At 72.1% G+C, this 23,531-nt stretch carries 18 protein-coding genes; 4 read left to right on the top strand and 14 right to left on the bottom strand.

Annotation, left to right across the window (positions count from 1 at the left end):
* Position 1: 1 nt before the first annotated feature.
* The 10 genes from ACWDR4_RS27550 to ACWDR4_RS27505 all read right to left on the bottom strand — a co-directional run bounded on the left by ACWDR4_RS27550 (position 2) and on the right by ACWDR4_RS27505 (position 14,266).
* Positions 2–610 carry a response regulator transcription factor gene (locus ACWDR4_RS27550; protein ID WP_450412644.1) on the bottom strand — a complete coding sequence of 203 codons (609 nt, stop codon included), beginning with the start codon at positions 608–610 and terminating at the stop codon, positions 2–4.
* An 80-nt stretch (positions 611–690) separates the two neighbouring features.
* Positions 691–1,929 (bottom strand): sensor histidine kinase, encoded by a 1,239-nt coding sequence (locus ACWDR4_RS27545; RefSeq protein ID WP_450412642.1) that lies wholly within the window; start codon positions 1,927–1,929, stop codon positions 691–693.
* Between the two features lie 168 nt (positions 1,930–2,097).
* Complete coding sequence (locus ACWDR4_RS27540; protein ID WP_450412640.1) at positions 2,098–2,745, bottom strand: response regulator; 648 nt, start codon at positions 2,743–2,745, stop codon at positions 2,098–2,100.
* Between the two features lie 2 nt (positions 2,746–2,747).
* Positions 2,748–3,935 (bottom strand): sensor histidine kinase, encoded by a 1,188-nt coding sequence (locus ACWDR4_RS27535; protein ID WP_450412639.1) that lies wholly within the window; start codon positions 3,933–3,935, stop codon positions 2,748–2,750.
* Between the two features lie 50 nt (positions 3,936–3,985).
* Complete coding sequence (locus ACWDR4_RS27530; protein WP_450412637.1) at positions 3,986–6,190, bottom strand: MMPL family transporter; 2,205 nt, start codon at positions 6,188–6,190, stop codon at positions 3,986–3,988.
* Positions 6,191–6,278: 88 nt separating this feature from the next.
* Positions 6,279–7,172 carry a GHMP family kinase ATP-binding protein gene (locus tag ACWDR4_RS27525; protein ID WP_450412636.1) on the bottom strand — a complete coding sequence of 298 codons (894 nt, stop codon included), beginning with the start codon at positions 7,170–7,172 and terminating at the stop codon, positions 6,279–6,281.
* Entirely contained in the window at positions 7,169–10,492 is a 3,324-nt protein-coding gene (locus ACWDR4_RS27520) for a non-ribosomal peptide synthetase (RefSeq protein ID WP_450412634.1), read from the bottom strand. Before ACWDR4_RS27520 ends, ACWDR4_RS27525 begins: the two co-directional genes overlap by 4 nt.
* Positions 10,489–11,730 (bottom strand): ATP-grasp domain-containing protein, encoded by a 1,242-nt coding sequence (locus tag ACWDR4_RS27515; protein ID WP_450412632.1) that lies wholly within the window; start codon positions 11,728–11,730, stop codon positions 10,489–10,491. The genes ACWDR4_RS27520 and ACWDR4_RS27515 overlap by 4 nt, the downstream gene beginning before the upstream one ends.
* Positions 11,727–13,202 carry an argininosuccinate lyase gene (gene argH, locus ACWDR4_RS27510; protein ID WP_450412631.1) on the bottom strand — a complete coding sequence of 492 codons (1,476 nt, stop codon included), beginning with the start codon at positions 13,200–13,202 and terminating at the stop codon, positions 11,727–11,729. The genes ACWDR4_RS27515 and argH overlap by 4 nt, the downstream gene beginning before the upstream one ends.
* A complete protein-coding gene (locus ACWDR4_RS27505; RefSeq protein WP_450412629.1) occupies positions 13,199–14,266 on the bottom strand; it encodes a cysteine synthase family protein in 1,068 nt (355 codons plus the stop codon). The genes argH and ACWDR4_RS27505 overlap by 4 nt, the downstream gene beginning before the upstream one ends.
* A 234-nt stretch (positions 14,267–14,500) precedes the next feature.
* Here ACWDR4_RS27505 and ACWDR4_RS27500 point away from each other — a divergent pair, with 234 nt between their 5' ends.
* Entirely contained in the window at positions 14,501–15,229 is a 729-nt protein-coding gene (locus ACWDR4_RS27500) for a thioesterase II family protein (RefSeq protein ID WP_450412628.1), read from the top strand.
* A 15-nt stretch (positions 15,230–15,244) separates the two neighbouring features.
* On the opposite strand, the gene ACWDR4_RS27495 is transcribed toward ACWDR4_RS27500, so the two are convergent.
* Positions 15,245–16,597: a class II 3-deoxy-7-phosphoheptulonate synthase gene (locus ACWDR4_RS27495; RefSeq protein ID WP_450412626.1), complete on the bottom strand. Its 1,353-nt coding sequence runs from the start codon at positions 16,595–16,597 to the stop codon at positions 15,245–15,247.
* A 175-nt stretch (positions 16,598–16,772) separates the two neighbouring features.
* Between ACWDR4_RS27495 and ACWDR4_RS27490 the strand changes: the two genes are divergently transcribed.
* Both ACWDR4_RS27490 and ACWDR4_RS27485 read left to right on the top strand, forming a co-directional pair.
* Complete coding sequence (locus ACWDR4_RS27490; protein ID WP_450412624.1) at positions 16,773–18,299, top strand: anthranilate synthase component I family protein; 1,527 nt, start codon at positions 16,773–16,775, stop codon at positions 18,297–18,299.
* A complete protein-coding gene (locus ACWDR4_RS27485) occupies positions 18,296–18,877 on the top strand; it encodes an anthranilate synthase component II (RefSeq protein ID WP_450412622.1) in 582 nt (193 codons plus the stop codon). Before ACWDR4_RS27490 ends, ACWDR4_RS27485 begins: the two co-directional genes overlap by 4 nt.
* Here the strand turns inward: ACWDR4_RS27485 and pdxR are convergent.
* The gene (pdxR, locus tag ACWDR4_RS27480; protein WP_450412620.1) at positions 18,870–20,252 is read right to left on the bottom strand and encodes a MocR-like pyridoxine biosynthesis transcription factor PdxR; all 1,383 of its coding nucleotides are present in this window, start codon (positions 20,250–20,252) and stop codon (positions 18,870–18,872) included. The genes ACWDR4_RS27485 and pdxR overlap by 8 nt on opposite strands.
* 99 nt (positions 20,253–20,351) lie before the next feature.
* On the opposite strand from pdxR, the gene trpD reads away from it, so the two are divergent.
* Entirely contained in the window at positions 20,352–21,428 is a 1,077-nt protein-coding gene (gene trpD, locus ACWDR4_RS27475) for an anthranilate phosphoribosyltransferase (protein WP_450412618.1), read from the top strand.
* 287 nt (positions 21,429–21,715) lie between these two features.
* On the opposite strand, the gene trpC is transcribed toward trpD, so the two are convergent.
* Together trpC and ACWDR4_RS27465 are read right to left on the bottom strand one after the other, a co-directional pair.
* Positions 21,716–22,495: an indole-3-glycerol phosphate synthase TrpC gene (gene trpC, locus ACWDR4_RS27470; protein WP_450412616.1), complete on the bottom strand. Its 780-nt coding sequence runs from the start codon at positions 22,493–22,495 to the stop codon at positions 21,716–21,718.
* Positions 22,496–22,580: 85 nt separating this feature from the next.
* Positions 22,581–23,531, bottom strand: a complete 951-nt coding sequence (locus ACWDR4_RS27465; protein WP_450412614.1) for a TauD/TfdA family dioxygenase — start codon at positions 23,529–23,531, stop codon at positions 22,581–22,583.

Genomic DNA, 23,531 nt, shown 5'->3' with positions numbered 1-23,531 from the left:
ATCAGACCAGCCAGCCGGCGTCCCGGGCGATGCGGATCGCGTCGACCCTGTTGCGGGCGTTCAGCTTGGCGACCACCGTCGTGAGGTAGTTGCGCACGGTCCCGGCGGACAGGTGCAGAGCGGAGGCGATCTCCTTGGCCTCCGAGCCCTCCGCGACGAGGCGCAGCACCTCCGTCTCGCGCTCGGTCAGCGGGCTTTGCGCACCGCTCCACGAGGCGAGGGCCAGCTTGGAGTCGATGACCAGATGCCCCGCGACGACCCGCCTGATGGCGTGGGCCAGTTCGGCCGGCGACTCGTCCTTGAGGAGATAACCGTGCACCTTCGCGTTGAGCGCCCGGCGCAGGGTGCCGGGGCGACCGAGGCTGGTGAGTATGAGCGTCTTGCAGCTGGGCAGACGTTCATGAAGCTGGACGGCGGCGCTCAGGCCGTCCAGGCCCGGCAGGTCGATGTCGATCACCGCGATGTCGGGTCTGACCTCGAGGGCCGCGTCGAGGATCTCGTCCCCACGCTCCAGTTCACTGACGACTTCGAGATCCCTCTCCATGTTCAAAAGCGCCACCAGCGCTCCCCGGACCATGTTCATGTCTTCTGCGAGCAATATCCGAATCATCGCAGCGCTCACCCCCCGTTGGCACAGCGGCATACGACTGCCAGGGTATCAACTGGCATACCCAGGTGGGCAGTTCAAGGTCAGGCTGCCGACTTGCTGTCGTCCGCGCGGTACCGGTCCGCGTCGGCGGTGCTGTCCGGATTTCGCTGTTCGGGGGCCTGGGCCACCACCCGGAACGTTCCGTCGCTCTGCTCCACGCCCAGGCTGCCGTCGACCGCGCTCAGTCGCGTCTGCAGGTTGCCGAGGCCGCTTCCGCTGTGCGGGGACGTGTCCCGATAGCCCTTCACCACACCGTCGTTGACGATGGTCAGCCGTACCTGGCCGGCGGCTCCCTCCGCGGCGATCTCGCAGTACGTCGCGCGGCTGTGGCGCAGTACGTTGGTGACGGCCTCGCGGAGCACCGTCGCGAACACGGTGTCCAGCTCCCGCTCCAGCTGCCCGATCCGCACGCGCGCGGTGACGCGCACGTCGGCGGCGCTGAGCACGGACTGGGCCGAGCCGATCTCGTCCTTGAAGGACATGTCACGGTAACCGCTGGCCACACTGCGCACGTCGGCCAGCGACTGGCGGGACATGGTGAGCACGTCCTCGACCTCGGCCTTGGCCCGGGCAGGATGCGCGGGCAGCAGGCGGTGGATGAGCTCGCCCTTGAGCGTGATCGCCGAGAGGCTGTAACCGAGCAGGTCGTGCAGGTCTCGTGCGAAGCGGAGGCGTTCCTGGGTGACCGCGACGCGGGTGAGTTCACCGCGGGTCTCGTGCAGGACGCGGATCAGGTCGGCGAGTCGGGTGAGGCCGAAGATCACGAGGCCGGTCAGCAGGGTGGACTGGACGTAGTAGAACGTTTCAACCACAGGCAGGCCTCGAAGCAGGGGCGGGGCGAGCATCGAGGCGCCCACCACCCCGTACAGGAGCCAGCCCTGGCGTGGGGGCAGGAGCAGCAGTAAGGAGCCCGCGAGGAAACCCGCCATCGAGCCCCACTGTTCCTTGAAGACGAGGAGGGGAAGGTAGGTCAGAAGTGCCTGGGCGCTCAGAGTGAGGATCTTGCAGCTGGTGGACGCGAGGTGCGCACCGGGTCTGGAGTGCAGTAATTGCAGTCCGAGGATCCCGAGGAGACACACGACCGCCGCGGTCAGAGGGACGGCCGAGGAGTGTGAGCTCACGATGTTGAGCAAGGTGATGCTGAAGTAGCACAACAGCGCCGCGAGCAGAACGAGCCGGCCCAGCCGGGGTGCGGGGATGTTGCCACTCCTGGCCAGCAGTTCGTTTGGCTGCCAGGCGTCCTCGGCCGCCTCGTGCGAGCCTGGATGTCGATACGTCATGTGTGAATCCCCTCTCGCACAGCCCCGTCCCCGTGCGGAGCATAAGCGAGCAGGATGTGGGTCACGTAAGGATTACGGCGCGGCAGGCGGCTGTGCAGCAAGCGCTTGTCCGGCGGATCGGGCCGGCGGAGGGCAACGGCGCCTCAGGGGCGGTGGGGCACCCCGGGTTCAGGGGCGGGCGAGCAGCCCCTGTTCCAGGGCGACGACGACGGCGCGGGTGCGGTCGCTGACGTCGAGTTTCGCGAAGACCCGCAGAAGGTGAGTCTTCACCGTGGCTTCGCCGATGACCAGGCGACGGCCGATCTCGGCGTTGGACAGGCCGTCGGCGACCGCGTCCAGCACATCCCGCTCGCGGGCGGTGAGCACGACCGGCTCGGGGCGGCGCATCCGGGCCACGAGACGCTCCGCGACCTTGGGCGCGAGGACCGTCTCACCGCGCGCGGCCGAGCGGATGGCGTCGGCGAGTTGCTCGCGGGTGGTGTCCTTGAGGAGGTAGCCGACGGCGCCGGCCTCCACGGCTCGTTCGATCTCGACGTCCGTGTCGTACGTGGTGAGGATCAGCACCCGGGTGGCCATCGGCAGGGCGACGATCTCGGTGGTGGCGGCCACGCCGTCGAGCACCGGCATGCGCAGGTCGAGGAGGGCCACGTCGGGAGCGAGCCGCTCGACGAGGTCGACGCCCTCGCGGCCGTCGCTCGCTTCGCCGACGATCTCTATCGTGGGCTCGTTGGCCAGCAGGGCGATGACTCCGGCGCGCATCACGGCGTGGTCGTCGACCACGACCACGCGGATCCGGCCGTTTGCGGTGTCGGTCATGGTCAGTCCTGACTCTGCGTGGGAAGGCTGGCGAGGACACGGGTGCCGTCCCCGAGGGAGCTGGTGACGGCGAGTTCACCGTCGAGCTCGGCCAGCCGTCGGCGCATGCCGTCGAGGCCGAAACCCTGGGAATCCTCGACGACGAAGCCGCAGCCGTCGTCGGTGATCTCCAGCTCGACTCCGCCCGCGAGTTCGGTGAGGACGACGCCGACGGTGGAGGCGCCCGAGTGTTTGCGCACGTTGGCGAGGGACTCCTGGGTGCAGCGCAGCAGGGCGACGCGGGTGCGCTGGTCCAGGTCCATGTCGGGCAGTTCGGCGGTGACGGTGAGGCCGGTGTCCTGGACGAAGCGGTCCAGGGTTCTGCGCAGGGTGGTGGCCAGCGAGCCGGGTGCGACGCCGCTCTCGGGGGCGGAGCCGACGAGCACCCGGGCCTCGGCCAGGTTCTCGCGCGCGGTCTGCTCGATGGAGGTGAGCTGCTCGACGCAGCGCACGGGGTCGGTGACGGCGGCGGCGCGGGCGGCCTCCGCGAGCACCACGATGGAGGCGAATCCCTGGGCGAGGGTGTCGTGGATCTCCCGGGCGAGCCGTTCGCGCTCTTCGGCCGCGCCCTGCTGCTGATACACGGTCGCCAACTCCTCCTGGGTCACGGTCAGTTCTGCGGTCAGTTGGTCCTGCCGCTCGTTGCTCTGACCGACGAAGCGGTGCACCCACAGCCCCAGACCCACGCCTGCGGCGTAGGCGACGACGGTGAGCACCACGTTCCCCGTGAGGAATTGAGAGCTCCAGCCCTGGCCGAGCATGCCGCCGGACACGGTGAGGGCCGCGGCGGCCCCGCTGAGCGTGATCGCGTCCCGCGGGGCGCGGGCGAAGAGCCAGAACTGCGGCAGGGACACCATGTAGAAGGCGGCCCCGCCGTCCAGGAGGTAGGCCGTCGCGCCCAGGACGAGGACGAGGACGGCGAGGTAGGTACGGGGACGCAGGACGGGGTTGTCCGGCCGGGTGAGAACGACGGTGTGACACAGCGCGATCAGGGCGAGCAGGCCGAGCAGCCAGTACCTCCGGGTCGGCGACGCGTCGAACACGGCGAGGGCCGGGGGCAGCAGCCCGAACAGGATCCAGCCTGCCGAGTTCCAGCGACGGATACGGTCCGGGGTGAGCCGGTCACCCGGCTGCTGCTGCCACTGACTCACGCTGATTCACCTCGTTCGTAAGGGAGTTGAGGGCCCGGCGGTCGAGTCGGTCAGCCTACCGATTCCAGGGGGCGGGAGGCCTGTTCGGTGGTGCGGCGGGCACGGCGCACTCCACGGGAGGGCCACCAGTTGGCCTCGCCGAGCAGGAGCATCATGGCCGGCAGAACGAGCATACGGATGACGAAGGCGTCCAGGAGGACGGCGACCGCGAGGCTGAAGCCGATCTGCTTCATCTCGATCAGGTGCAGGGCCGCGAAGCTGGCGAAGACCGTGACCATGACCGCGGCCGCACTGGTCACCACGCCCGCCGAGCTGCCGATGCCCTCGATCACGGCCTTGCGGGTGGGGACTCCGCGCAGGGCGGCCTCCCGGATCCGGCTGATCACGAAGACCTGGTAGTCCATCGACAGGCCGAACAGGATCACGAAGAGGAACAGCGGGACACGGGTGCCGATCGACCCGGTGGAGGTGAAGTCGACCAGGCCTTCGGCCCAGGTGTGCTGGAAGACCATGACGAGGATGCCGAGCGAGGCGGCGGCGGAGAGGAGGTTGAGGATGATGCCGACCAGGCCGAGGACCACGGAGCGGAACGCCCAGACGGTCATGGCGAAGGTGACCAGGAGCAGCGCCCCGATGATGAGGGGCAGCTTCTGTTCCTGGTGGGCCGGGTAGTCGGTGTAGCGGGCGACGTCACCGGTCACCGCGGACTCGGCACCCTTCACCTGGCCGACGGTCTGCGGGAGGTACGTGTCGCGGATGTCCCCCAGCGACGACTGGGCCTCGTCGCTGCTGACGTAGTGCGGGACCTGTAGCTGGAGCATGCTGATCCGCTTGTCGGGCGACGTGGTCAGCTGGGAGGTGCCGCTCAGGCGCGGGTCGTCCTTGACGTCGGCGGCGAGTTCGCGCAGGGCGGCGGTCACCTCGGGCGAACGGTCGGCGTCGGCGCGGACGACGACCTGGTGCATGGACTTCAGTTCCGGGTAGGCCTCGTTCAGCCGGTCGTAGACCTGCATGGCTTCGATGGAGCGGGAGTGTGTCTCGCGGCCCATGTCGGTGAGCTTGATGCCGAGGACCGGGGCGGCGAGGGCGAGCAGCGCGACAACGGTGACGGTGAGCGTGGCGACGGGGTGTTTGGCGACGGGGCGCAGCACCGCCGCGGTCAGGCGGCCGGGGCCGGTGTTGTGCGTCTTCTGCTTCTTCGGCGCGAGCCCGCGGGCCGCCCGGCGCTCGGCACGGCGCTCGGCGCGCATGCCCAGTTTGGCGAGGAGAGCGGGCAGCACGGTCAGGGAGCTGATGACGGCGACGAGGGTGACCAGGATCGCGCCGGTGGCGATGGACGAGAAGATGACATCGTCGGCGAGGTAGAGGGTGGCGCTGGAGACGGCGACCGCGAGGCCGGAGACGACAACGGCCCGGCCGGACGTCGCGGCGGCGAGTTCGACAACGGCCTGCGGGCTCAGTTTGCCGCCGGCGCGGGCCCGTTCCTCACGTTCGCGCTTGAGGTAGAAGAGCGTGTAGTCGACGCCGACCGCGAGGCCGATGAGCAGGATGATGTTGGTGCTGATGCCGTTGTCGGGGAAGACGTGCGAGGCCACCATGGTCAGGCCGACGGCCGCGGCGATCGAGGACAGGGCGAGCAGCAGCGGTACGAGGGCCATCGCCACGGAGCTGAAGACCAGCAGCAGGGTGATGAGGGTGACCGGCAGGGCGATCATCTCGGTGCGCGCGAGATCGTCACCGCGCAGCTTGTCGACGCCCTTGCTGATGGAAGGCGATCCGGTCTCCTCGACGCGCAGCCCGGGGTTGGCCTTCTGTACGGCCGCGCTCTGCTCTAGCAGCGGGTCGACGTGCTCCTTGCCCTCCAGTTCCGGGCCCTTCATGGTGACGGTGACCCGCACCGCCGTGTTGTCCGCGGCGCGTACCGGGTCGGTGACGGAGAGCACCTCGGGCAGCTTGCGCATCCGGGCGGCGACGTCGGCGGCGGCCGAGTCGGCCGCGGCGATGTCGAGCTTTCCGGTGCCCGGCTTCGCGGTGATCAGGACGTGTTCGACGGGGCGCTGCTGTAACCCGCCCTCCGCGGCGATCGTCTCGCCGCGTCCCGCCTCTCCGATGCGGAAGTCCTCGGTGGTCGCCGCGTTGGTGCCGACGGAGATGCCGATACCGAGGCACAGGACGACGAACACGAACCAGCCGACGATGCCCCGCCAGGGGTGGACGGCGCTCCAACGAGCCATGCGTACGGGAAGATTCTTCATGTCGTCCATGCTCTTCGTCGGGGGTGCGGTGCCGACAGCAGCGACCGGTTGAACTTGAGGTCCACCGACTGGTGGACCCCCGTCCGGCTCAGTGGAAGCTGAGGGTGTGGAAAACCGTCACGTTGCCCTCCAGTTCCTGGCACCGCTGCGCGGCGGCGGCGAGCCGGCTCCCGCTGTCGGGCGCCGTGGTGTCCAGGAGGATCCCGAGCGAGGTGCCGCTGTGGCCGATGACGACACCGAGACCGCCGACCTCCTCGCAGACGCGGATCATCGGCTCCAGCGACCTCTTGTGGCGCAGCACCTGGTTCATCCGGGCGCTTTCGGTGGCCACCCGGCCGACCTCGGCCAGGTCTCTGCGGGCCACGGCGCGCGTGATGCGGTCCAGGAGACGGGCGTACGTCCGCCGGTCGGCCGTGGTGAACGGTTTCGGGATGGCGTTGAAGGCGACCGTGTCGACCGCGCCTCCCTCGTCGATGCCGACGACCGTCATCGGAGGCAGTGAACCGAGTTTCGCGCGCAGCCGCACGCTGCGGTGGTGGAAGGCGACGATCGCCGGGTACAGAACGCCGTCGGTGGGTTCGATGCGGGCCAGGTACGACTCGATACGACGCGGCGGCATGGGTTCGCCGAGGGCGTTGGCGACGGCCCGCGCCGTGGCCACCAGGTCGGCGGACGAACTGGCGAGGCCCTTGCCCTCGGGCAGGGTGCTGTCGATGACCAGCGCCCCGCCGCCGGGTCCTCCGGCGTCCTCCAGGATCATCCCGGCCAGCCGCAGCGCCTTCTTCTTGTGGGCCGGTTCGACGACCACCTCCGCCTGGTCCGCGGCGAGTACGAAGCGAGCCGTGGACCAGCGGGCCACCGGCAGGGTGACCAGGAAGTCTCCGTCCTCCTCGGGCAGCACACCCTGGAGCAGTTCACCGAAGGTGCCGAAGGCCGTGCTGACCCCGGTGGCCGCCACCTGGCGGTAGTCGGTCGTGGTCACGTGCGACTCCTGTCCTGTACGGGTCTGCTCTGCGCGTGTGTCCGGGTGGTCGCCTCTCGTACGCGGGCCGCGCTGAGGGCCGGCCTGGTACCGATGAAGTAGTGGCCGCCGTCGTCCAGTTCGTGGAGCGTGACGCGCTCGGCGAGGGTCCGCCAGGCGCCGACCGCACGGGCCGCGTCCGCGGTCTGCGGGTCGTCCCGGGCGACGACGACGTCCACCGGGGCGGCCAGGCGGTGCGGGTGCGGCTGTTCCTGAAGCCGGATGAGGTGCCGGTGGGAGGTGTCGACGTCGTGCCGGTAGGCGCGGTCGGCGACCTCGGCCCGCTCCGGCTGGTACGCGTCCAGCTCCACGTAGGCGTGGCCGCCGCGCAGCCGGCCGAGCAGGGTGCGCCGGTCCACGCCCGCGAGCTCGGCCAGTTCGGTTCTCAACGCCTCGGCGTCCGGGAGCAGTTGGGCGCCGAGAAAGACCCGTTCGACGGGTCGGCCCGCCGCCTCCAGGAGCCGGGCGGTCTCCAGGGCGGCCGCGGCGCCGGCGCAGTGGCCCCACAGCAGGACGGGTGTGGTGAGGTGGGCGAGGATCTCGTCCCTGGCGCGGCGGGCCAGCTCGGGCACGTCCAGCAGAGGTTCGTCGGGGGCGGCGAAGTCGTGGCCGGGCGGTTCGGCCCCGTACACGGCGACGCCGTCGCGCTCCAACTCCTGTGCGAGCGCCCGGTAGTTGACGGCGTTCCCGGAGGCGTACGGGAAGCAGACCAGGGTGTGGTGCGGGCTGCGCACCGGAAGCAGCGGATGCAGCAGCCGGTGGCGGTGCGGTCGGCGGGGCCCGCCGTCGCGGCGGCGGGTCAGGACGCGGGCCAGGTCGGCGAGGACCGGATGGGCGACCAGGTCGGCGACGGTCAGGCGGCGGCCGAGGTGGGCGATGAGCCGGGCGGCGGCCAGGGAGGTGCCGCCGAGCGCGAAGAAGCTGTCGTCCTTGCCGATGCGTTCCAGGGGGACGCCGAGCACTTCGGCCCAGGCCACGGCGAGGCGCCGCTCGTCGGGTGTGGCCGGGGCGGTGCGGGTGACTCCGCCGTGGCCGAGAGTGCCGGCGAGTCCGGCCAGCGCCGCCTTGTCGACCTTGCCGTTGGCGGTCAGCGGGAGGTGGTCGAGCCGGTGGCAGTAGGTGGGCACCATGTAGTCGGGCAGCCGGGCCGCGAGGAAGTCGCGTGCCCGTGCCGCGGTGTCGGGGGCGGCGGCGTCCGTCTCGTCCGTGGTGAAGAAGGCGACGAGGGTGCGGGTGGCACCGAGGTCGCCGTCGATGACGACCGCCACGTCCCGCACACCCGCCATGGTCGCCAACTGGTGCTCGATCTCTCCGAGTTCGATCCGGTAGCCGCGGATCTTCACCTGTTCGTCGTGGCGGCCCAGGAACTCGAGGCGGCCGTCGGGCAGCCAGCGGCCGAAGTCGCCGCTGCGGTACATGCGGGTGTGGGCGCGGAACGGGTCGGGGACGAAGGCCTGCCGGGTGCGTTCCTCGTCGTTGATGTAGCCGCGGCCCACGCAGACGCCGGAGAAGGCGATCTCGCCGGTCGTGCCGAGGGGGACGAGCTCCAGATTGTGGTCGAGCACGTACGTGGTGACGTTCCGCAGGGGCCGCCCGAGCGGCACGAAGCCGCGCTCCGGAACGCCGTCCAGGATCTCGTGCATGGTGTCGTCACACACCTCGGTGGCGCCGTAGGCGTTGACGAGGCGGATGCCGGGGTGGGCGGCGAACCAGCGGCGGACCGCTTCGAGGCCGAGGACCTCGCCGGTGACGGAGAGGGTGTGCAGGGCGCCGAGGTCGCGCGGGTGGCGCTCCAGGTGGCGCAGCAGGACGTCGAGATAGGAGGGTACGGTCTGCGCGACGGTCACGTCGCGGTCGACGAGTTCGCCGAGGAACCCGGAGACGTCGAGCATCACGTCGGTGTCGATGATGCGGGTGGTCGCGCCGGCCAGCAGCGGCGCGGCGAACTGCCACAGGGAGATGTCGAATCCCACGGACGCGGTCTGCGCCACCACCTGCCCGTGACCCGGCGCGAGCCCCATGTCGTCGATCTTCGCGTAGAGGTGGTTGACCAGGCCCGCGTGCTCGCACAGGGCGCCCTTGGGGGTGCCGGTGGAGCCCGACGTGAAGTAGATGTAGGCGGCCTGGGCGGGAGCGGGCGGCCTTGGGAGGGAGCGTTCCCGGGAGACGTCACTCATGTGGTCGAGCGTCAGAACGGGGAGCCCGCCTTCGAGTTCGGCGGCCGCCTTGCGGACCACGGACTCGCAGTGGTGGTCGGTGAGGGCCAGCACGCAGACGGCTTCCTCGAGTTGGACGGCCACGCGTTCCACGGGCAGGTCGCGTGGCATCGGGAGGTACACGGCCCCCGCCTTGAGGACGCCGATGGCGCTCGCGATCCAGTCGAGGGTGCGGTCCATGACGACCGCGACCACGTCTTCGGCGCCCGCTCCCGCCGCGATCAGGGCATGCGCGACGCGGTCGGAGCGTTCGTCGAGCTCCCGATAGGTCCAGGTCCGGTCGCCGTGGGCGGCGGCGGGGGCGCCGGGGCGTTCCCGTGCCCGTTGCCGGAACAGGTCCACGAAGGTGAGGCCGGGCGGGTCGTCGCGCGGACCGGCGAGTCCGTAGAGCTGGGTCGCGGTCTCCTCGGGGGACAGCAGGCTCCGGCGGTCGTGACGGGCCGACGGGTCCTCGGCGAGCAGGCGCAGGGCGGCCAGTTGGTATCCGGCGAGGCGTGCGGCGTGGTCGCCGTCGAAGGCTCCGAGGTCGTACGTCACGTGCAGTGCGAGGCCGTCCGGGCCCTTAGCCCACGCGAACCGCACCACGGCGCCCGGACCGTGGCCGGGGGTGCCGGTCGTGAGGCCGGACAGGTCGAGCACGGTGTCGGTCGCGCCGGGCGCCGTCTGAGGCGCGAGGGAGACGGCTTCGGCCAGCTCGGCCCAGGTGGAGGGGTCGACGGTCAGGCGCAGCGCGCGCGGTGAAGACCCCCTCGGCGGCGGCACGTAACCGGAGACGACGCCGCGTTCGGAGGTGAGCGTGGCCAGGACCCGGGCATGCGCGGTGAGCAGGAGGCCGGGCAGGTCGGTGCCGAGGGCGCGTGCGGTGCGCTCCAGGTCGCCGGCCAGGCCGGGAGGGAGTGTGGTCCGGTGTGTGCCGGCGCCGGGACCGCCCGCGTGCGGGGCGCGCCAGCGGGGGACGGTGGCGGTGAACCCGGCGGTGGAGGGCTCGGGCGGGCGTCCGTCCCCGGTACCCGGGTGCCGGGCGTGGTCCTGGTGTGCCCGGCCGGAAAGGCTCGTCGCGGTCATCTGGTCGCGGCCCTCTCTCGTGATGGGTGCGGGGCGGGTACGGGATCCAGGTCGACCTCGATGAGGTCCGCTGCCGCCAGGGCGCGGCGGGCCGCCTTCAGCGGGTCGGGTGCCACGGCCACCACGCAGGCCAGACGGTCCTGGAACGAGTGGGTGATGCGGATGTCGCGGCCGGGTGCGGTGGTCGCCCGCACGGCCAGGACGCCGGGGGCCGCGGCGGCCTCGGGCAGCCCGCGTACCGCTGTCACGCGGCCCTCCCGGGTCGCCCGGACGAAGCGCACCGCGGCGTGGCCCGCGCCGGGGGCCGGCGCCGCCGCCGGGAGGCCTGCGGCACGGGCCACCACGGCGTCCACCAGGTCCACGCCCAGAGCGGCTCGTACCGCGACCGGGATCATGCCGCCCGCCAGGCGCGGGTTGACCTCGATGACGACCGGGCCGCCGGCGGACCAGCGCAGTTCGGTGTGGGCCGCGCCCCAGCCGAGGCCCAGCGCGGACAGGGCTCGCACGGCCGTCTCGCCCAGGGCGCGGGCCGTGGGCCCGGGGACGGCGGCAGGGACGTCATGGCCGGTCTCCACGAAGTACGGGACCGGGCCCACGTGTTTGGCGACCACCGTGACGACCCGGCCGTCGAACGTCTCGACCGAGAACTCCGGTCCGGCCACCGCCTCCTCCACCAGGATGCGGGTGTTCGCGCCGTCGTCCAGGAGCCGGTGGGCCCAGTCAAAGGTGTCGTCCGCGTTCCGGCACAGGCGTACGCCGACCGAGCCCGAGCCGCTGACCGGCTTGAGCACGACGGGGTATCCGAGGGACTCGGCCGCGGCGACGGCCGCCGCGGCGTCCGCGACGGCCTCGAACCCCGGCACCGGCACCCCGGCCGCGCGGTGCCGCTCCCGCTGCACGTCCTTGGCGCGGCAGGCCGCCACCGCGTCACCGTCGGGACCCGGCAGACCGAGCACCGCGGCGGCGCGGGCCGCTGCCGCGACGTAGTACTCGGAGCTGGAGGTGACTCCCGCGAGGCCGCCGGCCGCGGCCAGGCCGGTCAGGGTACGCAGCACCGCGTCCGGGTCGGTGGTGTCCAGGGTCCGGGTGTCGACGGCGTCCTCGACGGCGTACGGATACCGTCCCGGGTCGCGGGCGAGCAGCACCGGCCGCAGGCCCCGCGTGCGTGCGGCGGCGCAGAACTCCCGTCCCGTACCCGTGGTGTTGCTCTCCACGAAGGCCATCCAGCCGCCGCTCATCGGGTGCCTCCCGGCGTGTACCGCGCCACGATCGCCTGTGCCTCGGCGTCCAGTCGCCGGCGTGCCTCCCGCAGGCGGGCGTGGTGGGCGGTGGCCCACTCCGCGTGGTCGTGCAGACGGCCCCGCAGGGAGTCGACCACCTTGTCGCACTCCCCCGGGCCGCCGCCGCGGTTCAGCTCCGCGACCACCTCGCGCAGTTCGGGGAGCGGCGTTCCCAGGCCCTCGTGCGACAGGTCCGCCGCGCCGAGTTCGGTGGAGCCGGACTCGACCGCCCTGCGTACGGCCGCGCCGACGGCGTGGTGCGCCGTACGGAACGGGACGCCCCCCGCGACCATCCGGTTGGCGACCACGGTGGCTGTCACGAAGCCCTCATGGGCGCGGGCCTCCATCCGCTCGGCGACCGGGCGGGCCCCGGAGACCAGCACCTGGCCGAGCAGGATCGCGTCCCGTACGGCGGCCAGGGCGGGCCAGGCCACCGAGACGGCCTCCGTGCCGACCTCGATGGAGTTGGTGAACGGGGTCGACTTCATCGCCGAGGCCGCCGCCGTCCAGGCGCCGATGGCGATCGCCGCCTTCGCCTTGACGTGTTCGAGCAGGAACGCGTTGCGTTTCTGCGGCATCGCGGAGCTGCCCCCGACGAGCCGTTCGGGAAAGTCGACGAAGCCGAACTCCTGTGTGCTCCACAGCTGGAGATCGGTGGCGAGCCGGCTGAGGGTGACCGCGGCCGACGCGACCACGGCGAGCCCGCGCAGCAGGGTGTCGCGGGCGGCGACCGCGTCGGTCGCGTGCAACGGCGGCGCTGTGAAGCCCAGCAGAACGGCCGTGCGCTCCGGGTTGACCTGTAGGTCGGTACCGGCGACGGCGCCCGCCCCGAGGGGGCAGCGGTCCAGTTCGTCGACCGTGTGCCGCAGTGCCGCGAGGTCCCGGTCCAGAGCGGCGGCGACGCCCGCCAGGTAGTAGCCGTAGGTCACGGGCATCGCGGGCTGGAAGTGGGTGTAGATGGGCATGACGACGTCGGCGTGCGCGCGGCTCCGGGACAGGAGGACACCTTGCAGGCGCATCAGCTGCCCGTGGAGGTCGGACAGTTCGTCGCGCAGTCGCATCGCCGTGACGGTCGCCTTGAGGTCGTTGCGGGAGCGGGCGGTGTGCAGCTTGCCGCCGACGTCGGCCCCCAGTTCGGCGGAGAGGTGGCCCTCGTACATGAGGTAGGCGCCGCGCGGGGCGTCCAGGCCCTCCAGTTCGCGAAAGCCGCTCGCCCGCAGTCGCCGTACGGCCTCGATGAGCCGGGCCGCGGCCTCGGCCGGCAGCAGTCCGCTCTCGGCGAGCATCACCACGTGCGCGAGGTCGACGGTGGTGATGGGTTCGAGCTCGCGGCGGATCTCACCGGGGCTCTGTTCGCCGTAGACGATGCGGCGGGTACGGGGGGCGAGAGTGCCGGTGAGGCGGCCGGTGTGCTTGCTCCGGGGGCTCATGACAGGGCTCCTTCGGCCAGCGGGGCGCGCGGGACGACGCCGGGCACCGCGTCGTAGGAACGCCGTCGCCAGACGAGCCGGGACCAGCGGTCCCCCGCCGCCCCGGGCCCGGTGACCCGGGAGGGCTCGGCCGGACGGTCCACCGCCGTGTGGCCGCCGGCGGCGAGCCAGGCGTCGTCATAGACCGTGGCCTGGTAGCGGTAACCCTCGTCGGGGAGCATCACGACACAGGTCCGGTCGGGGTTGCGCGCGGCCCACCAGCGGGCGACCTGGTAGGCGGCGCCGCTGGTGGGGCCCTGGAACAGAGCGTGCCGGGCGTGCAGCGCGCGGGTGCTGGCGTACGCCTCCGCGGCGGACAGCCAGTGCACCTCGTCGAAGACGCCGTGGTCGAGGTTGGCCGGCCACAGGCTGTTGCCGAGGCCGCGCAGCTCCCGCGGGCCGTCCGGCTGGCCGAACAGAACGCTGTGGTGGGTGTCGACGCCGAGCGCGACGGTGTCCGGGGTACGGGCGCGCAGGGCGCGCGTGGTACCGCACATGGAGCCGCCCGAACCGACCGGGCCGACCAGGCAGTCGACCGTGCCGAGAGTGCGCTGCAACTGGTCGGCGACCGTACCGTACGAGCGCGGGTTGTCCGGGTTGCTGTACTGCTCGGGGCAGAAGGTGTCGGGCAGTTCGGCCCGGATCTCCGCGAGGCGGTCGAGCCGGGCCGCCTGGTAGCCGCCGACCGGCGCGGGCTCCCGGCAGATCTCGACGCGGGCACCGAGATCGGTGAGCCTGCGGTACAGGTTGGCGTCGATGGCCGGGTCGCTGACCAGGATCAGCTTCCGGCGCATCAGGGCTGCCTGCATGGCCAGGGCGAGTCCGAAAGTACCGGAGGTGGTCTCGACGATGACCGTGTCCGGCCCCAACTCGCCCTTCTCCTGCGCGCGTTGCAGGATGTAGTGGGCGGGAAGCAGCTTCATCAGGGTGAAGACGGCACCGTAGAGGTTTGAGTCGATCCGGATGAGGCGCGGCATCATCGTGGCCTCGGTGATCGAGGGGTACGTCGAGGTGGCCGGAGGCATGGTGCTCCTGGGATCGTGGGCGGGCTCGAGGCTCCCGGGGTGAAGGCGGAGACTCTTCGGACGGATACGAGCCTCTTCGGGCGAACACTCCCGTGCGGTCCATGCTGACGCGCCGGCCTGACACGGGACTGACACCGGGGCGGGGCCGCCTTGTCAGCGGGGTGTCAGCGCGGATCGAGACCATCGCCCGGGCACCGGTGGGTGCCGGAGCGACTGACGACCCCTGGGGGCAGGATGCTGTGGACGCAGGTCGTGGAACCGAGGCCCTTCGCCGGGCGGCGCCTGGTGTGCTTCCCGCACGCCGGCGGTTCTCCCTACTTCTTCCGTGGCTGGAGCAAGGCTCTGCCCGGGTTCGAGGTGCGTGCGGTGTGCTATCCGGGGCGCGCCGAGCGTTTCGGTGAGCCGTACGCCACCGAACTCGCCCCGATGGCACAGCGGATCGCGGCGGAACTGCTGACCGACGACGACCCCCGCCCGCTCGCCCTGTTCGGCCACAGCATGGGCGCGACCGTGGCCTACGAGGTGGCCAGGGCCCTGGAGGCGGCGGGCCGCACCGTGCACCATCTGTTCGCCTCCGGCGCCCGCGCCCCGCAGCTGCACGTGCCGGACGCCGCTGCGGCGACCGCCTGGGACGAGGCCGCGGTCGTCAGGACCCTGATCGAACTGGGCGGCACCGACCCGGAACTGCTGGGCAACCGGGCGTTCGTGGACCTGGTCCTGCCGTACATCGGTGCCGACTTCCAGATGCTCGCCGGTTACGGGCGTGGCCCCGCCGAGCCGCTCACCTGCCCGGTCACGGCGCTGGTCGGCACCGACGACCCCCGGGTGACCGGCGATCAGTCGGCGGCCTGGCGGGAGGTCACACGGGGGCGGTTCCAGTTGCGGACCCTGCCCGGAGGGCATTTCTACCTGGAGCAGGATCCACCGTACGAAACGGTGGCCGGGACGCGACACGGCGAGTAGCCCGACCGGGCCCGGTCACTGGTCGCGGTACATCTCCGCCAGCAGGAACGCGAGGTCCAACGACTGCGTGTGGTTCAGGCGCGGGTCGCAGGCCGTCTCGTACCGGACCGGCAGTTCCTCCACGAGGAGCGCGTTGCCGCCGCCGACGCACTCCGTGACGTCGTCGCCGGTCAACTCGACGTGGATGCCGCCCGGGTGGGTGCCCAGGGCGCGGTGGACCTCCACGAAGCCGCGTACCTCGTCGAGCACCGTCTCGAAGCGGCGGGTCTTGTGGCCGCTGGGCGCCGTTGTCGTGTTGCCGTGCATCGGGTCGCTGACCCAGCAGACCTGGGCTCCCTCGGCGCCGACCTTCTCGACGAGGACCGGCAGCACGTCACGTACGCGCTCCGCTCCCGCCCGCACCACGAACGTGAGGCGGCCCGGCTCGCGATGCGGGTCGAGGCGGTCGATCAGTTTCAGCACATCGTCGGCGGCGGCGGACGGGCCGAGCTTGACGGCGATCGGATTGCTGATGCGGGAGAAGAACTCGACGTGGGCGCCGTCGAGTTGGCGGGTGCGCTCACCGATCCACAGCAGGTGGCCGCTGCCCGCGTAGACCTGGCCGGTCGCCGGGTCGGTGCGGGTGAGCGCCGTCTCGTAGTCCAGGAGCAGCCCTTCGTGGCTGACATAGAACTCGGCGGTGCCGAGCTCCCGGGTGTCGATGCCGCACGCGTGCATGAAGGCCAGGCTGCGGCCGATCTCGTCGGCGAGCGACTCGTACCGCTCACCGGCGCGTGAGCGGGCGACGAACCCCTGGTTCCAGGCGTGCACCTGGCTCAGACCGGCGAAACCGCCCGTGGTGAGGGAACGGACCAGGTCGAGTGTGCGCGCCGACGCTTCGTACATGGTGCGCAGGCGGGCCGGGTCGGGTCTGCGGGCCCCGGCGGTGAACTCCAGACCGTTGACCGCGTCCCCGCGGTACGACGGCAGGGTCAGATCGCCCTGCCGCTCGATCGGGCTGGAGCGCGGTTTGGCGTACTGGCCCGCCATCCTGCCGACCTTGACGACCGGCAGGGCGGTGGCGTGCGTGAGGACCACGGCCATCTGCAGCAGCGTCTTCAGCTTGCGGCGCACGGAGTCGGGGGTCACCTGCGCGAAGGTCTCGGCGCAGTCGCCTCCCTGCAACAGGATCGCCTGGCCGCGGGCCACGGCCGCCATGCGCCCCCGCAGGTCGGCGCACTCGCCGGCGGTGACCAGCGGTGCGTCGGCGGCGAGCCGGTCGGTGACGTCGCGCAACGCGGCGGGGTCGGGCCAATCGGGTTGCTGAACGGCCGGGAACTTGCGCCGGAGTTCAGCGAATTCTGCGGTCTTCCCTTCCAGGACTTCCATGGCCGAGCCTTCCCTGTGGGTGTCGAATATGCACCCACTACATATCCACCTCCGGCACCCGGTCAAGCAATTCGAGAATGGACCGCATCGGCTCCACGGAATTGGTCTGGCTCTGTTCGCAGGGCGGTTGATTGACTCTTCCCGGCATGACACCCAATTCGGTGGGGAGTTCGTCTTGAACGGAACGGGAACCATTGAGGTGCGGATGGCCGCTGCCCGTCTGCCCCGGCATGAACCACTTGCGCTCTACGCCTTGTTGACCGGCGGCCGTCCCTCGGCGGACGTGTTCCTCCTGGAGAATCTGCCGGACCACGGCGAGGACCCGCGCTCGGCCGTCGTCGGTGTCGGACGGCTCGCCGAGATCCGGGTGTACGACCGGTATCTCGACATCGACGGCGTGCCGGCCGTGGCGGCGGCCCTGGCCCGGGCCGCCGGATCGGCGGGGCTCACCGAGGACGCGCCGCCGGGCCCCGAGCCCGGCGACCCGCACCGTCTGCGCTTCTCGGGCCAGGACATGCTGTGGGCGGCTCTCGACCGGGCCCGGCGCGTCTTCGCGGTGCACGGTGAACTGCCCGAGCAGGGTCACGCGTTCGGATTCCTCTCGTCGTTCGCGTACGAGTCCGCCTGGCACATGGAGACGCTGCCCGGCCGGACCAAGGAGCCGCACGGCCCCGACATCACGCTCTCGCTCTTCCGGGACACCGTCCGGTACGACGCCGCGGGCGGAGCACCACGTCATCTGCGGGCGCACAGCGCGGCGTTCGCGGACGCCGGACCGGCGGCCGACGTCTCCTCGGCCGCCGCCGAGGCGGCACGGACCGCTGCCGTGGCGGCACCGGAGGCACCCGCACCCCGCTCGGTGCGCGACAGTGTCGGCCGTGACACGTTCCTGGACCGGGCGGACCGCTGCCTGCGGCACATCGCGGTCGGCGACCTGTACCAGATCCAGATCGGGCACCGTATCGACGTCACCACGGACCTGGAGCCGCTCGACGTCTACCGGCGGCTGCGCGCGCGGAACCCGTCGCCGTACATGTATCTGATGCCCAGAGCGGGCGGCACGCTCATCGGTGCGAGCCCGGAACTGTTCTTCCGGATCGAACCCGACGACCTCACCGGGGACGAGATCGTGATGCGCCCCATCGCGGGCACCGCGCGGCGCGGCCCCGACGACGAGGTCAACCGGCGTCGCATCAAGGAGATGCGGGAGTCCAGCAAGGAACAGGCAGAGCACATCATGCTCGTCGACCTGTGCCGCAACGACATCGGCCGGATCAGCAGGCCCAGCACCCAGCCGGTGGACCGGCTCATGGAGGTGGAGACCTTCTCGCACGTCTTCCACCTGGTGTCGACGGTCTCCGGCCGTCTGGAGCCGGACGTGGACGTGTGGCAGGCGGTACGCGCGACGTTCCCCGCCGGAACCATGACCGGGGCGCCCAAGGTGCGCGCCATGGAGATCATCGACGGCCTGGAGGCAGAACGCCGCGGCAGCTACGCGGGCGCGGTGGGTCTGATCGACGTACGGGGCTGGTGCGAACTCGCCCTGTGCATCCGCACGATCGAGTACGACGGCGCCGTCTACTCCACGCAGAGCTCGGCCGGCATGGTCGCCGAGTCGGATCCGGCGGCGGAGTGGCAGGAGACCCTGGCGAAGATGGGCGCGGCGTACTGGGCGCTGACCGGAGAGGAACTGCTGCCGTGAAGGTACTGCTGATCGACGCGTACGACAGCTTTGTGCACATCATCGACCAGTACCTGCGCACCCTCGGCGCCGACACCCTGGTCGTCCGCTCCGCGACCCGGACACCCGCCGCTCTGGCGGGGCTCGAACCGGACGCCGTGGTGCTCGGGCCGGGTCCCGGGCATCCGGCCGACTCGGGGCACGTGGAACTGGTGCACGAGTTCGCGGGGCGGGTGCCGCTGCTCGGCGTGTGTCTGGGGCACCAGGCCATCGGGCTCGCGTACGGCGGGCGGATCGAGGTGGCCGAGCGGGTGATGCACGGGCGGACCAGCACTGTGCGGCACGACGGGGCGGGACTGTTCCAGGGGCTGGGTCACACGCTGGAGGCGACCCGGTACCACTCGCTGCTGGTCGCCGAGCCGCTGCCGGAGGAGCTCGTCACCACGGCGGTGGCCGCCGACCACGGCTATGTGATGGGGCTGCGGCACCGGACACTGCCCGTCGAAGGGGTGCAGTTCCACCCGGAGTCCGTGATGACGACGGGCGGGCTGACCATGATGCGCAACTTCCTGGAGCTCCGCACCTCCCCCGTCAGTTGAGGACCGCGCCCAGCTCCGCGACGGCCTCCCCGATCCCCGTACGCGGAAGCTGGGCATGCCCCACCACCAGCGCGGGCGGTCCCTCCCCCGGCCGCGCGTGGAACGCCGCCGCGCCCCGCACCAGGACGGAGCGGCTGAGCGCCCCCGCCACCAGCGCCGCCTCGTCGGTGCGCGGGGGCAGCTGTACGCAGGCGTGCAGTCCGGCCGCCGGTCCCAGGACCGTGGCACCGGGCAGATGCCGTCGCACCGCCGTGTCCAGGACCTGTCGGCGGTCCCGGCACAGGGAGTTGAGGCGGCGCAGATGACGGTCGTACAGGCCGCTGCGCAGGAACTGTGCGAACGCCAGCTGCGCCAGGCTGTCGGTACCCAGGTCGTGCCGGGCGCGGGCACGCAGCAGCGGGGCGAGGATGGCCGGCGGTGCCGCGAGCCAGCCCAGGCGCAGGCCGGGGGCGAGCGTCTTGCTGGCGGTGCCCGCGTAGACGACGTGGTCCGGGGCGAGCCGGCGCAGGGCGAGCGGCCGGGGCGTGCCGCGCTCGTACCAGAGGCCGCCGTCGTAGTCGTCCTCCACGATCCAGCCCCCGGTCTCCCGTGCCCACGCGACGAGTTCGGCCCGCCGCCGCATGGAGAGGGTGACACCGGTCGGGTACTGGTGGGCGGGCGTGACGAGCACGGCACGCACCCCCGACGCCCGCAACGCCGCCACATCGAGGCCCTCCGCGTCGACCGGCAGCGGCACCGGCCGCAGTCCGCACTCGCGCACGAACCGGCGCAGGCGCGGATGCCCCGGGTTCTCCATTCCCAGGGCGTCCACGCCCAGTTCGGGCAGCGCCGCGCCGAGCAGCCCGAGGGTCTGGGCGAAGCCCGCGACGACCATGATCCGGTCCGGTGCGCTGGGCACACCGCACACCCGGCCCAGGTAGTGGGCGAGTTCGGTGCGCAGGGCCGGCACCCCGGCGGGCGGCGGGTAGTCGTGGTCGGCCGGGTCCGCGGACTGCAGGGCCCGCTGGTAACAGGTGAGCCAGTCGCGGCGCGGGAAGTGCGGGAACACGGGGGCGTTGGGACGCAGGTCCCAGCGCACGTCCGGCACCCGGCAGTCCTCCAGCAGGGTCGGTACGACCGGCTCGGGCCGCAGATGCCGTACGACGCGGGTGCCCGCGCCCTGCACCGCCTCCAGATAGCCCTCGGCGACGAGTTGTCCGTACGCCTCGACGACCACACTGCGGGAGACGCCGAGGTCGTCGGCGAGGCTGCGGCTGGAAGGCAGCCGGCTGCCCGGGTGCAGCACTCCGGCAGCGACCTCGCTCTTGATGAATCGCTGGATCTGTGACGTCAGCGGAACTTCGGAGTCCCGGACGACGTTCATCGCCACCTGCATGCGGCTCACATCCCTTTCGCCGAATTGGACCGCACGAACAATGCGGCGGTGGTCTGGAAAGGACCCGTCGCATTTCCCAGACTGAAACCGGACGGAAAAGTGAACCCATTCGTGCAGGAGGAGAACGCCGTGGAGAACTGGCCCCAATTGCTGAACGCTCTGCTGGCCCGCCAGGACCTGTCCACGCCCCAGACCGAATGGGCGATGAACGAGGCCATGTCCGGTGCGGCGGGTCCGGCGCGGCTCGCCGCCCTGATGATGGGCCTGCGCGCGAAGGGCGAGACGGCCGCGGAGATCGAGGGCCTGGCGCGCGGCATGCTCCGGCACGCGGTGCCGCTGACCGTGCCGGGCCGCTGCCTCGACATCGTGGGGACCGGCGGCGACGGCTCGCACAGCGTGAACATCTCCACGATGTCGGCGCTCGTGGCGGCCGGGGCCGGCGCACGGGTCGTCAAGCACGGCAACCGCTCCGCGTCCTCGGCGTGCGGATCGGCCGATGTGCTGGAGGAGCTGGGGGTGGCACTCGACCTGCCGGCCGCCGAGGTGGGAGCGGTCGTCGAGGAGACCGGCATCACGTTCTGCTTCGCCCCGCTGTTCCACCCGGCGATGCGGCACGCCGCCGGGCCGCGCCGCGAACTCGGCATCCGTACGGTGTTCAACGCCCTCGGTCCGCTGACCAATCCGGCGCGGCCGGCGGCCCAGGCGATCGGGGTCGCCGACCCGGGACTGGCCGAGCGCATCGCCGAGGTTCTCGCGCGGCGGGGCACGGACGCGCTGGTGTTCCGCGGCGACGACGGGATGGACGAGCTGACGGTCACCACTACCTCCACCGTGTGGTCGGTCACCGGCGGCGAGGTGCGCCGGGAGTCGTTCGATCCGCGGGACATCGGTGTCCCGCGGGCCGCCGCGGGGTCGCTGCGCGGCGGGGACCGGGTGTACAACGCCCGGGTGGCCCGGGACGTCCTGGCCGGGGCTCGGGGGCCGGTCAGGGATGCGGTGCTGTTGTCGGCGGCGGCGGGGCTGGCGGCGTTCGAGGGCGGTACGGCGCCCTTGACCGAACGCCTGGCGTCCGGTCTGGTCCGTGCGGGGCACTCCGTGGATTCGGGGGCGGCGGCGGGGGTGCTGGAGCGGTGGGTGGCCCTTGCAGGGCGGGCGGGGCGGGTTGCGGTGGCCTGAGCGTCCGGGTGCGGGGCGGGTGCGGGTGCGGGTGCGGGTGCGGGTGCGGGTGCGGGTGCGGGTGCGGGTGCGGGTGCGGGTGCGGGTGCGTCGTGGCTGGTCGCGCAGTTCCCCGCGCCCCTTGACGGCGCACTCCGTGCGCCGTGTCAGGGCGCGCATCCCGCGCCCTCTGGGTGCGCGGCGGAGCCGCGCATCTCAGGGGCGCGGGGAACTGCGCGAACGGCCACGACGCACCCGCGGACGGCCGACCGCATCAGCCCCGCAGACACTCAGCCGCCATCGCCGCATCAGCCCCGCAGACGCTCAACCGCCGACGCCGCGTCACCCTCGGCGACCAGCGACGAGCCCACCAGCACCGCATCCGCCCCGAGCGCCCCGTACCCCGCCACGTCGGCAGACCCCCGCACACCCGACTCCGCGACCCGCACGACGTCGGCCGGCAGGTGCGGAACGACCCGCGCGAACGTCGACCGGTCCACACTCAGCGTTCGCAGATCACGCGCGTTGACGCCGATCACCCGCGCCCCGGCCTCGAGCGCGCGCTCGGCCTCCGCCTCGTCGTGGGTCTCCACCAACGGCGTCAGGCCGATCTCCGTGGCGAGTGCCGACAGATCGGCCAGCAGCGGCTGTTCGAGCGCCGCCACGATCAGCAGCACCAGGTCCGCGCCGTGTGCCCGAGCCTCCCAGACCTGGTACGGGTCCACGACGAAGTCCTTGCGCAGCACCGGCAGGGCGACCCTGGCCCGCACCGCGTCCAGGTCGGCGAGGCTTCCGTCGAACCTGCGACGCTCGGTCAGCACACTGATCGCGGCCGCGCCACCCTTCTCGTACGCCGCGGCGAGCCCGGCCGGGTCCTCGATCGCGGCCAGCGGACCGCGGGAGGGACTCGCGCGTTTCACCTCGGCGATGACCCGGGGGCGCCCGTCCGCGGCCCTCAGCAGGGGCACGCAGTCCACACCCCGGCCGCGCGCCGACGCCCGCTGCCTCACCTCTCGTTCCGGCACGGAGCGCCGGCGCTCCGCGAGGTCCTCGCGCGCCCCCGCCACGATGTCGTCGAGCACTGTCATCCGTACGCTCCCCCTGGTTGTCTGCCGTGCCGGAGGAACCCGGCGCTCTCCGCCGGGCCGCTCCGAACCGTCCGGTGCGCCCCGCTCAGGTCATCGAGACGACGACCTTGCGCGTGCCGGTGAACGCCTCCCGGCCGTGCAGGACGGAGAGGTTGTGGACGATCATCACGTCGCCCCGCTGCCAGGGCTCGGTCAGCATGTGCTCGCGCTGCGCCGCGCGGACCTCGGCGAGGTCCTCGTCGGGGAGGGGGGTGCCGTCGGCGTACGTCACCCAGTGCGGCAGGTCGTCGACCGAGTCGGTCAGGGACAGGAGCAACTCCCCTTCGTCGTCGGGGAGGTTGGAGGGGTGCCACTGGTCGGCCTGGTTGAACCAGGTGTCGCGGCCGGTGCGCGGGTTCTTGCGGACACCGGGGCGGTGCTGGCTGACGCGCAGGCCGCCGTCGGCCGTCCACACGAAGTCGGCGCCCGACTCCGTGAGGAACTCCTCGACGGCCGCCCTGCCGTCCGTCTCGAAGGTGTCCTGCCAGGACTTGCCGAGCCCGGCCCCGCCGTGCAGGTACTGGCGGTAGACGACCCCGGCGGCGAACCGCTCCCGCACCTCGGGGCTGAGCGCGCCGAGCAGTGCCTCGCCGTCGCAGACCGGGGTGGCGCCGCCGGTGTCGGGTGCGTCCAGGCAGCAGAAGTACAGCCGGTCGGGCCAGCTACGGGCGTACGACAGCTCGTTGTGCAGGGTGATGTCGTAGCGCGCCGGGTACTCGGTGGAGGTGAAGACGCCGTCGGAGAGCGTCTTGCGGGGGGTGTTGCCGCCGCGGTAGCTCTCGATGAGGTCGCCGCCGAAGCCGCTGACGGCGGCGTGGAACGCGGTGGCGTCGGGGATGCCGGCGCCGCGCAGCAGGACCACCCCGTACGAGTCGAGCAGCACCCGCGTCCGGCCGCGCACCTCCTCCCAGCGTGCCTCGTCCCAGGCGTCGGCCGGGGTCTCGGTGTGCAGGATCGCGAGCGTGGTGCCGCCCGTGGTCCGTGTCGTGTGCCGCAT

It is taken from the genome of Streptomyces sp. NPDC000878, from assembly GCF_053599695.1.
This window is presented reverse-complemented; position numbering and strand designations above follow the sequence as displayed.

What these genes read in the sequence shown, in the direction of transcription:
- ACWDR4_RS27550 (WP_450412644.1), bottom strand. Translation starts at nt 610, where the DNA reads ATGATTCGGATATTGCTCGCAGAAGACATGAACATGGTCCGGGGAGCG.
- ACWDR4_RS27545 (WP_450412642.1), bottom strand. Translation starts at nt 1,929, where the DNA reads ATGACGTATCGACATCCAGGCTCGCACGAGGCGGCCGAGGACGCCTGG.
- ACWDR4_RS27540 (WP_450412640.1), bottom strand. Translation starts at nt 2,745, where the DNA reads ATGACCGACACCGCAAACGGCCGGATCCGCGTGGTCGTGGTCGACGAC.
- ACWDR4_RS27530 (WP_450412637.1), bottom strand. Translation starts at nt 6,190, where the DNA reads ATGAAGAATCTTCCCGTACGCATGGCTCGTTGGAGCGCCGTCCACCCC.
- ACWDR4_RS27520 (WP_450412634.1), bottom strand. Translation starts at nt 10,492, where the DNA reads ATGACCGCGACGAGCCTTTCCGGCCGGGCACACCAGGACCACGCCCGG.
- ACWDR4_RS27515 (WP_450412632.1), bottom strand. Translation starts at nt 11,730, where the DNA reads ATGAGCGGCGGCTGGATGGCCTTCGTGGAGAGCAACACCACGGGTACG.
- argH (WP_450412631.1), bottom strand. Translation starts at nt 13,202, where the DNA reads ATGAGCCCCCGGAGCAAGCACACCGGCCGCCTCACCGGCACTCTCGCC.
- ACWDR4_RS27505 (WP_450412629.1), bottom strand. Translation starts at nt 14,266, where the DNA reads ATGCCTCCGGCCACCTCGACGTACCCCTCGATCACCGAGGCCACGATG.
- ACWDR4_RS27500 (WP_450412628.1), top strand. Translation starts at nt 14,501, where the DNA reads ATGCTGTGGACGCAGGTCGTGGAACCGAGGCCCTTCGCCGGGCGGCGC.
- ACWDR4_RS27495 (WP_450412626.1), bottom strand. Translation starts at nt 16,597, where the DNA reads ATGGAAGTCCTGGAAGGGAAGACCGCAGAATTCGCTGAACTCCGGCGC.
- pdxR (WP_450412620.1), bottom strand. Translation starts at nt 20,252, where the DNA reads ATGCAGGTGGCGATGAACGTCGTCCGGGACTCCGAAGTTCCGCTGACG.
- trpC (WP_450412616.1), bottom strand. Translation starts at nt 22,495, where the DNA reads ATGACAGTGCTCGACGACATCGTGGCGGGGGCGCGCGAGGACCTCGCG.
- ACWDR4_RS27465 (WP_450412614.1), bottom strand. Translation starts at nt 23,531, where the DNA reads ATGCGGCACACGACACGGACCACGGGCGGCACCACGCTCGCGATCCTG.